We start from the raw sequence: 9,181 nt of genomic DNA, 5'->3' as shown, positions 1-9,181 counted from the left end.
CGCTCAGCACGTACTCCGGGTCGCGGACCACGGGGTCCACGCGCACGGGGATCCACTGGGTGGTGACCTGCTCGGAGCTCACGACGGCCCAGATGAGCACGGCCAGGCCCAGGGCGGCCAGCTTGAGGCGCCAGTTGTAGGTGATCAGGCGCGTGGAGAGCCTCACCCGGCCTGCTCCCCCAGCAGGCGGCGCAGCAGCTCCGGGTGCGAGCCCGTGTCCCACTCCGTGGCGCCGATCACCTTTTTCTGGATGACGCCGTTGCGGTCGATGACGAACGACTCGGGGACGCCCGTGGTGCGGTAGGTGCGCTGGATGCCGCCGGACGGGTCGTGCCAGATGGTGAAGGTAAGGCCCAGCTGCTCGGCGAACTTCGCCACGTCGCCGCCCACCTGCCCGCCGGGCGCGGCGGCGCCCGGGGCCGCGTCCACGCTCACGGCGACGATCTTGAGCCCCCTGGGCCCCAGCTCCTGCTGCAGGCGCTCCATGGAGGGCATCTCGTCGCGGCAGGGGCCGCACCACGTGGCCCAGATGTTCAGCAGCACCACCTGGCCGCGCAGGTCCTCGAGCTTCACGGGGCGGCCCTGCAGGTCCGTGGCCGTGAAGTTGGGCGCCCGCGAGCCCACGTCCACGGGGAGAAAGCGGTCGCGCACCATCCAGCCGGCGCCCAGCAGCAGCGCCAGCAGCACGACCACGCCTCCCACGAATCCCCACTGCCGAGACTTCGCCATCGTTCCGTTCGCGTGTGTGTAGCTCGTGTGCTTCGTCGCCCGTCTGCCCATCCGCTGTTACCCGCGAGGGCGTCGTCGGAGCCATGCGGGGATGGACCGAGCGGAATGGCGGGGTTCTACCGCGGGCGAGGGCCCCCTCCCCCCGACCCCCTGCCCCTGCTTCGCGGGGGAGGGGGAGAACTGCAACGACAACGCCGACTGCGCTTCCGCGGTCACCCGCGGTTCAGGCCCGTGAGGGTCCCTCAGGAAGACAAGCCTGAGTCTCCGCCTCGCCCCACCGCCCGCCCCCGTGCAGGGGCCGGGGTATACACCCTCTCCCGCGCAGTTTGCGGGAGAGGGTGCGAGCGACAGCGAGCGGGTGAGGGCCCCCTGCCGTTTGCCCGCTATTCCCTATTCCCTATTCCCTATTCCCTATTCCCTATTCCCTATTCCCTATTCCCTATTCCCTGCCGGGAGGCGTCGCCGCGGCCGGCGCGGGCTCGGCAACCGGCTCCGCCGGCGCGGGCTCCGCCACGGCGCTGTCCACCGCGACGGAATCCACCGCCAGCGAGTCCGCGGCCGGCGCGGGCGGGTCGGGGTCCTCGCCCGCCAGCGTCACGCGCACGCCGTTGCCCATCCGCAGGCTGTCGCCCGCCGCGGGCGACTGCGCCACGATGGTCCCCGCCGGCTCCAGCGACGCCGGGTCGTATCCCACGCGGCCCACGGCCAGTCCGCCCGCCTCCAGCCGCAGACGCGCGTCCGCCAGCTGCAGGCCCACGACGTTGGGCGCGCGGACAAAGGGCGGGCCGGCGCTCAGCGTCATCGTCACCACGCTGCCCACGCCGGCGCGCTGCCCGGCGGCCGGGCTCAGCCCCAGGATGGTCCCGGACTCGCGGCGGTCCGGGATGCGGCGCCGCGCCACGCGAAAGCCGTAGCGCAGCAGGAGCGCGGTGGCGTCCGGCTCCGGCAGCCCGCGAATGCTGGGCACCTGCCGCACCTCCGGCCCCGCGCTCAGCACGATGCGTACGGTGGAGCCGCGCGCCACCTCCTCGCCCGGCAGCGGCGACTGCATCAGGACGCGGCCCTGGCGCACGCGGGGGTTGGGCATCGTCCCGCCGCGCTGCATGTCCAGCCCCGCCCGGTCCAGCGCCCGCTCCGCCTGCCCCGCCGAGCGGTTGGTCAGGTCCGGCACGGTCACGATGGCGGCGCGGCCCCAGCCGGGAAAGAAGAAGACGGTGATGAGCAGGTAGCCCAGCACGAAGCAGGTAAAGCCCGTGAGGAGCACCCACTTGAGCAGCACCCGCTCATCGAAGTAGCGGCGCACGCGGCCGCCCAGGCCGCGGTGCCAGCCGGGCCCCGGCGCGGGAAAGCGGCGCGCGGGCTTTACGCGCGGACGGGCGGGCGGCTTCACGCGGCCCTCCGCAGGCGCGCGGCGAACGCGCCGTCCACGCCCTGCCGCTGCGGCAGCACGCACAGGCGCCCCGCGTCGTCCAGCAGATCGGCATCCACCGCGCCCGCGGGCGGCTCCAGCGTCCACCCCGTACGGCCCGCCAGGAACGTCTCGACTCGCAACTCGTTCTCCTCGTGCTCCAGCGAACAGGTGGAGTAGACCAGCACCCCGCCCGGCTTCACGCACGCCGCGGCGGCGGCCAGCAGCTCGTCCTGCAGGCGCGCCAGCGACGCGATGTCGTCCTCCGTCACGCGCCAGCGGCCGTCGGGGTGGCGGCGAAAGGTGCCCGTCCCCGTGCACGGCGCGTCCAGCAGCACGGCGTCCACGGGGCGAAACGGCGGCCGCCGCCCGTCCGCCACCACGGCGCCCACGCGGTCGCCCCAGCCGATGCGCTCCGCGTTCTCCACCACGCGCCGCATGCGCCGCGCGGACAGGTCCGCCGCGGCCACGCGCCCCGCGCCGTCCGCCAGCCCCATCGCCTTGCCGCCCGGCGCCGCGGCCAGGTCCAGCACCGTGGCGCCCGCGGGGACGGCGGCGTAGCGGACGACGAGCGCCGCCGCGGGGTCCTGCACCACGGCGGGGACGGCGGCCAGCGCCTGCGCGGCGGACGCGGGGGGCAGGATGCGCAGCGAGTCCGGCGAGAAATCGACCGTCTCGCTCTCGATCTCCGCCGCCGCCAGCCGCGCCCGCGCCTCGTCGATGGAGACGTCCAGGGGGCGAATGTACAGCTCCGGGCGGAGGTTGTTCGCTTCGACGAGCGCCCGCGCCGCGTCCCTGCCCCACCGGCCGATCCACCGCTGCACCAGCCAGCGCGGGTGCGAGCCCCACGCCTCCAGGTGCGCCACGGGATCGTGCCCAAAGTCCGGGAAGGCGAACTGCGGGCGGCGCTGCATGTTCTGCAGGATCCCGTTCACCAGCCCCGCCGCGCGCGGCACGCCGGCCATGCGCACGAGCTCCACGGACTGCGACACGGCCGCGTACGGCGGCACGCTGCCCATCTCCAGCAGCTGGTACGCGCCCAGGCGAAGAACGTCCAGCACCTCGGGGTGCAGGCTGTCCACGCCGTCGCGGGCAAACTGGTTGAGCACGTGGTCAATGCGGCCGCGCAGGCGGAACGTGCCGTACACCAGCTCCTGCGTCCACGCGCGCTCGCGCGGCTCCATGCCGTGCGTGGCCGCGTCCAGGGCGCGGTCGCCCAGCTCGCCTTCGCGAAAGCGCGCCAGGGCCTCCAGCGCCGCCTGCCGTCCCACCGTGGGCTGGGGCATCCGCGTCAGTCCAGCATCCCGGCCACGGGCGACGACGGCACGGCGCGCTCGCGGCGCGGCATGCGCCCGGCCAGGTACGCCAGCCGGCCGGCCTCCGTGGCCAGGGCCATCGCGCGGGCCATGCGGACGGGCTCCCGGGCCTCGGCCAGGGCCGTGTTCATGAGGATGCCGTCCACGCCCTGCTCCATCGTCACGGCCGCGTCCGACGCCGTGCCCACGCCCGCGTCCACGATCACGGGGACGGACAGGCGCGACTTGATCGTGCGGATGTTGTACGGGTTTACCAGCCCCAGCCCGCTGCCGATGGGCGACGCCAGGGGCATCACGGCCGCGCATCCCGCGTCTTCCAGCCGCAGCGCCGTGATGAGGTCGTCGTTGGTGTACGCCAGGACGACGAAGCCGTCGGCGGCCAGCTCCCTGGCCGCCTTGAGGGTGGCGTCCACGTCCGGCAGCAGCGTCTCCTGGTCGCCGATGACCTCCAGCTTGACCCAGCTGGTAAAGCCGGCGGCGCGGGCCAGGCGCGCGTAGCGCACGGCGTCCTCGGCCGTGTAGCAGCCGGCCGTGTTGGGCAGCAGCAGGTACTCCGCCGGGTCCAGGTGATGGAGGACGCCCTCCTCCTTGGACCGGTCCAGGTCCACGCGCCGGACGGCGACGGTGACCACCTCGGCGCCGGAGGCCTGGATGGCCCGCACCATCTCGTCGTTGGAGCGGTACTTTCCCGTGCCCACCATCAGCCGCGAGCGCAGCGGCCGGTCGGCGATGACGAGAGGCGTGTCGAGCGAGACGGGTGCGTCGAGCAGGGTAGACATCAACAACGAGTGCGAAAGTGCGAAAGTGCGAGAGTGCGAAAGTCGGTTCGTGCACGGGCACGGTCCGTCTCGGCACGGATGCATCGCGCGGATTCTCCCTTGATTTCCTGAGGGAGGCGCCGCGCGATCCTGGTCCGTGCACCGGCCCATGGCGCCGACCGAAGGATCTCCTCTCCCGTGCTCGGCGCCGGATCCGGGGCACGTACCGTCCGCCGCGTTCCGTCCGCGTGGCAGAGGCGGAGCGGCCCGCCGGCAAGATCCTTCGGGGCCACGGGCGTCCAGCCACGTCGGGTCCGCGAGGGCCCCTCAGGAAATCAAACGACAACGCCACCCTGGTTGACTTCCTGAGGGAGGCGCCGCGCGATCCTGGCCCGTGCACGGGACCATGGCGCCGACCGAAGGATCTCCTCTCCCGTGCTCGGCGCCAGATGCCCAGCACCATGCCGTCCGCCGTGTTCCGTCCGCGTGGCAGAGGCAGAGCGGCCCGCCGGCAAGATCCTTCGGGGCCACGGGCGTCCAGCCACGTCGGGTCCGCGAGGGCCCCTCAGGATGACAACGGGGCGCGGACGACCCAGCCTCGGCTCCTAAGGGCGACGAGTCCGTCCCTCAGCCGCCGCCGACGAAGTGGACCAGCTCCAGGCGGTCGCCTTCGGTGACGGGGACGCCGGCCAGGGACTCGCGGCGCAGGATGTCGCCGTTGTGCTCCACGACCACCATCCGCGGGCTCAGGCCCAGGTGCTCCAGCAGCCCGGCCACGCTCAGCCCCACCGGGACCGCGCGATCGTCGCCGTTCACGCGCACCGTGATCTCCGCCGCGACCGTCGTATCCACCATCAGCTGCGTTCCTTCCAAAAATCCAGGTACGCGCGGACGGCCGCCGCGGGATCGGGCGCGTCCCACACGCCGCGCAGCACGGCCACGCCGGCCGCCCCCGCCCGCCGCGCATCCGCCGCGCGCGCCGGCGTCACCCCGCCGATGGCCACCGTCGGCACGCCCAGCGCGGCCACCTCGCGGATGCGCTCCACCCCCGCGCCGGCCCGGTCCGGGTGCGACGGCGTTTCCCAGATCGCCCCGACCAGCAGGAAATCCGGCGCGCCGTCCAGCGCCTCGCGCGCCTCGTCCGCGGAATGGACGGAGACGCCGACGACGCGCGCGTCGCCCATCACCCGCCGCGCGTCCGCCGCCGTCAACCCGCGTGCGCCCACCTGCACGCCGTCGGCGCCGGCGGCCAGCGCCACGTCCGCGCGGTCGTTGACCACCAGCCACGCGCCGCGCCCGGCGACGAGGTAGCGCAGGGCGTTCGCCATCTCCATCAGCCGCCGGCCTGTCATCCCCGGCGCACGCAGGTGCAGGCACAGGTCCGCGGCGCCGGCGGCGATCACGGCGTCCGCCGCGTCCACGAAGCCGTCGCGCGCCACCACCGCGTCGTCCGTGACGACGTGCAGCGGGGGAAGCGCGGCGGACCGTCCACGCCCGACGACGAGCTCGCGCAGGCGCGCGTCGCGGGGCTGGGGGGGTAGGCTCATCGATCGGCGCGGATCAGGCCTGCACGTCCGGCGCGCCGGCGGCGGCGGGATGCGCCTCGAAGCGGTCGCCGGCGCGCACGCCGCGGCCGCGCACCCAGTCCGCCGCGGGCATGCGGCGCTTGCCGGGCGGCTGCACCTCGCGCACGCGGACCGACGCGAAGCCGCACGCGATCACCACGCCGTCCTCGTCCGCCCGCAGCACCTCGCCGGGCGCGCCGCCCCTGTCCTCGACGACCTTCGGACGGAAGAGCTTCACCGTCCCGCGGCCTTCAAGGGGGCTCCACGCGCCGGGCACGTCGTCCATCCCGCGGATCCAGAGGGCCACCTCGTCCGCGGGGAGCGACCAGTCCAGGCGCGCCGTGTCCCGGTCCACCTTGGGCGCGTACGTGGCGCGGGCGTGGTCCTGCGGCTCCTCGCCAATGCCGCCGCTCTCCATCAGCGCCAGCGTCTCCACGAGCGCCTCGGCGCCGATCTCCGCCAACCGCGCGCCCAGCTCGCTCGCGGACTCCTCCGGCTGGATGGGCTCCTCCACGCGCAGCAGCATGGGGCCCGAATCCAGCCCCGCCTCCATGCGCATGATGGTGACGCCGGACTCCGTGTGCCCGCGCACGATGGCCCACTGGATGGGCGCGGCGCCGCGCAGCTCCGGCAGCAGCGACGCGTGGATGTTGATGGATCCCAGCCGCGGCACGGCCAGCACCTCGGGCTTGAGGATCTGCCCGAAGGCCACAACGACGGACACGTCCGCGTCCAGGGCGCGGATCCGGGCCATGAACTCGTCGCCGCGTGCCTTTTCGGGCTGCAGGACGGGGATGCCCTCCGCCAGCGCCTCCTGCTTGACGGGCGACATGGCCACCTCGCGCCCGCGCCCGGCCGGCCGGTCGGGCTGCGTGACGACGCCCACCACCACGTGCCCCTCCTCGGAAAGGGCGCGCAGGGCGGGAAGCGCGAACGCCGGCGTGCCCCAGAACAGGACCTTCACGATCTGCCCCTCAGTCTTCCTTGGCGAGCTTGCGGTACTTCTTGAGCAGCATGTTGCGCTTGATGGGCGACAGCCGGTCCAGGAACAGGATGCCGTCCAGGTGGTCGATCTCGTGCTGAAGGCAGCGCGCCAGCATGCCGTCGGCCTCGATGCGCACCGGGTTGCCCTGCTGGTCCAGCGCGTCCACCACGCACGCCTCGGGGCGGTCCACGTGGCCGGAGATGCCGGGAATGCTCAGGCACCCCTCCTCGTACTTTTCCTGGCGCCCGCGGAACTCCGCCACGACGGGGTTCAGCAGGGCCATGGGCGCGTGGCCGTCCTCCTTGACGTCCACCACGATCAGCCGCTGCGACAGGCCGATCTGCGGCGCGGCCAGGCCAATGCCGCGGGCCTCATACATGGTCTCGAACATGTCGGCCACGAGCCGGTCCAGCTCCGGACCGGGCGTGGGCACGTCCACGGCCTTTTGCCGGAGCACGTCCGCGCCCAGCAACTCGATCTTGAGGAGGCTCATGCGCCCGGCGTCCGGGAGGGCGCGGCGGGTTCGCCCGCGCGGCGGCTGATGCGCGCGCGCTCCACCACCACGGTGGACGAGCCCGTGCGCAGCTCCACGCTGTCGTCGCGCACCATGGTGATGGTGCCGATGAGGCCGCCGGCCGTGACCACCTGGTCGCCCTTCTGCAGGGCGGCCACCATCTCCGCGTGGGTCTTGGCCTGCCGGCGCTGCGGGACGATGATCATGATCCAGAACAGAAAGAACAGCACCACCAGCGGCAGGATGCTGATGAGCCCGCCGCCCGCGCGGGCGGGAGCCTGGAGCATCGAGAGAACAAGCGTTTCCATCGGGTCCGGATCCGGGTTGGTTTTGAACGGTCAGTGTACGCGCGCGTCTTAGCCCCGCGCGGCGGCGGCCTTGCCGGCGTGAAAGCGCTCCAGCCACGCGCGGCTCCAGGAACCGAAGTCGCCGGCCTGGATGTGGTCGCGCGCGTCGCGGGCCAGCTGCACCAGGAAGTGCAGGTTGTGGATGGAGAGCAGCCGCATGCTCAGCCCCTCGCCCGCCACGAACAGGTGCCGCAGGTACGCCCGCGTGTACCGCCGGCAGGTGTAGCAGCCGCAGTCCGGGTCCAGGGGCCCGGCGTCCGTGAGAAAGCGGCGCTGCTTGATGTTGATCTGCCCCTCGCCCGTGATCCACACGGCGCCGTTGCGCCCGTTTCGCGTGGGCGCCACGCAGTCGAACATGTCGATGCCCCGGCCAATGGCCTCCAGCAGGTCGTCCGGGTAGCCCACGCCCATCAGGTAGCGGGGCAGGCGCGGGGGCAGCACCGGCTCCAGCGCCTCGATCATGCTGTACATGGTGGGCTTGGGCTCGCCCACGGACAGGCCGCCGATGGCCACGCCGTGCCAGTCGCCGCCGTCCAGCGTGCCCCGCGCCGATTCACGGCGCAGGTCCGGGTAGATGCCCCCCTGCACGATGGGAAAGAGCGTCTGCTCCGGCCCCTCGGGGTCCTCCTCCGGCAGCTCCACGAAGCGGCGGCGGCAGCGCTCCAGCCAGCGCAGCGTGCGCTGGTACGCCTCCGTGGCCACCTCGCGGCTGCTCTGCCCCGGCGGGCACTGGTCAAAGGCCATGATGATGTCGGCCCCCAGCGCCCGCTCGATGCCCATCACCCGCTCGGGGGTGAACAGGTGGCGGCTGCCGTCGATGTGGCTCTGGAAGGTGACGCCCTCTTCCTCGATGACGTTGATGTCGGAGAGGGAGAACACCTGGAAGCCGCCCGAGTCCGTGAGGATGGGGCGGTCCCAGCCCTGGAACCGGTGCAGGCCGCCCATCTGCCGGACGGTCTCGTGCCCCGGGCGCAGGTACAGGTGGTACGTGTTGCCCAGGATGATCTGCGCGCCCAGCCCCTCCACCTCTTCGGGGGTGAGGGTCTTTACCGTGGCCTGCGTGCCCACGGGCATGAACACGGGCGTCTGCACCTCACCGTGCGGCAGCGTGAGGCGTCCGGCGCGCGCCGCGCCTTCCGTGGCCTGGATCTCGAACTCGAACAGCGGTCCCCCTGCGTTCCGTTGGTCCGGGTAAACCGGTAGTTTGGGGCGTGCGGGGGTTCGGGGCAAGGCGGGGCCGGATGGAACTGCGGGTTACACGGGACGGCCGGCAACGGCGTTGGACCCCGGCGACCGCCATCCGCATCCGGGGCCTTCGTGCGTCCTCGCGGGGATCGGCGGCGGGGGGCGGACCCGCGCTGCGACACTCAAGAGCCCTGTCTCGCGCCGGCGCGCTTGACAGAACGGGCTTTGGAGCAGTTCTCGAGTGGATTTAGAGTCGTCTCTCACCCGTGCTGTCATTCTGAGCTCGACTTTGGCCTTTTCCGATGTCGAGCGGCGGATTTCCCCGTCGCCACCTACAAGTTTACATTGGGTGCATGTGTCTGACACCCACCGCC

Annotated in this window: 10 protein-coding genes; all 10 read right to left on the bottom strand. The window is 73.0% G+C overall.

Annotation, left to right across the window (positions count from 1 at the left end; translation table 11 throughout):
- Positions 1 to 162 precede the first annotated feature (162 nt).
- The 10 genes from VFZ20_RS27385 to tgt all read right to left on the bottom strand — a co-directional run bounded on the left by VFZ20_RS27385 (position 163) and on the right by tgt (position 8,786).
- Positions 163 to 729, bottom strand: a complete 567-nt coding sequence (locus VFZ20_RS27385; protein WP_329687142.1) for a TlpA disulfide reductase family protein — start codon at positions 727 to 729, stop codon at positions 163 to 165.
- A 439-nt stretch (positions 730 to 1,168) separates the two neighbouring features.
- Complete coding sequence (locus tag VFZ20_RS27380; protein ID WP_329687141.1) at positions 1,169 to 2,119, bottom strand: PASTA domain-containing protein; 951 nt, start codon at positions 2,117 to 2,119, stop codon at positions 1,169 to 1,171.
- A complete protein-coding gene (gene rsmB, locus VFZ20_RS27375) occupies positions 2,116 to 3,423 on the bottom strand; it encodes a 16S rRNA (cytosine(967)-C(5))-methyltransferase RsmB (protein WP_329687140.1) in 1,308 nt (435 codons plus the stop codon). The genes VFZ20_RS27380 and rsmB overlap by 4 nt, the downstream gene beginning before the upstream one ends.
- Before the next feature lie 5 nt (positions 3,424 to 3,428).
- Positions 3,429 to 4,232, bottom strand: coding sequence for a thiazole synthase (locus VFZ20_RS27370; protein WP_329687139.1), 804 nt, complete (start codon positions 4,230 to 4,232; stop codon positions 3,429 to 3,431).
- 606 nt (positions 4,233 to 4,838) lie between these two features.
- On the bottom strand, positions 4,839 to 5,066 hold the full coding sequence (gene thiS / locus VFZ20_RS27365; protein WP_329687138.1) for a sulfur carrier protein ThiS: 228 nt from the start codon (positions 5,064 to 5,066) through the stop codon (positions 4,839 to 4,841).
- A complete protein-coding gene (locus VFZ20_RS27360) occupies positions 5,066 to 5,758 on the bottom strand; it encodes a thiamine phosphate synthase (RefSeq protein WP_329687137.1) in 693 nt (230 codons plus the stop codon). The genes thiS and VFZ20_RS27360 overlap by 1 nt, the downstream gene beginning before the upstream one ends.
- Before the next feature lie 13 nt (positions 5,759 to 5,771).
- Entirely contained in the window at positions 5,772 to 6,740 is a 969-nt protein-coding gene (gene fmt, locus VFZ20_RS27355) for a methionyl-tRNA formyltransferase (protein WP_329687136.1), read from the bottom strand.
- Between the two features lie 10 nt (positions 6,741 to 6,750).
- Positions 6,751 to 7,254, bottom strand: a complete 504-nt coding sequence (def, locus tag VFZ20_RS27350) for a peptide deformylase (RefSeq protein ID WP_329687135.1) — start codon at positions 7,252 to 7,254, stop codon at positions 6,751 to 6,753.
- On the bottom strand, positions 7,251 to 7,583 hold the full coding sequence (gene yajC / locus VFZ20_RS27345; RefSeq protein WP_329687134.1) for a preprotein translocase subunit YajC: 333 nt from the start codon (positions 7,581 to 7,583) through the stop codon (positions 7,251 to 7,253). The genes def and yajC overlap by 4 nt, the downstream gene beginning before the upstream one ends.
- Before the next feature lie 48 nt (positions 7,584 to 7,631).
- The gene (gene tgt, locus VFZ20_RS27340; protein ID WP_414682954.1) at positions 7,632 to 8,786 is read right to left on the bottom strand and encodes a tRNA guanosine(34) transglycosylase Tgt; all 1,155 of its coding nucleotides are present in this window, start codon (positions 8,784 to 8,786) and stop codon (positions 7,632 to 7,634) included.
- Between the last annotated feature and the right edge of the window lie 395 nt (positions 8,787 to 9,181).

Origin of the sequence: Longimicrobium sp., from assembly GCF_036280135.1 — a bacterium.
GTDB lineage: Bacteria > Gemmatimonadota > Gemmatimonadetes > Longimicrobiales > Longimicrobiaceae > Longimicrobium.
The sequence above is the reverse complement of the archived record's forward strand: the minus strand, read 5'-3'. Positions and strand labels throughout refer to the sequence as shown.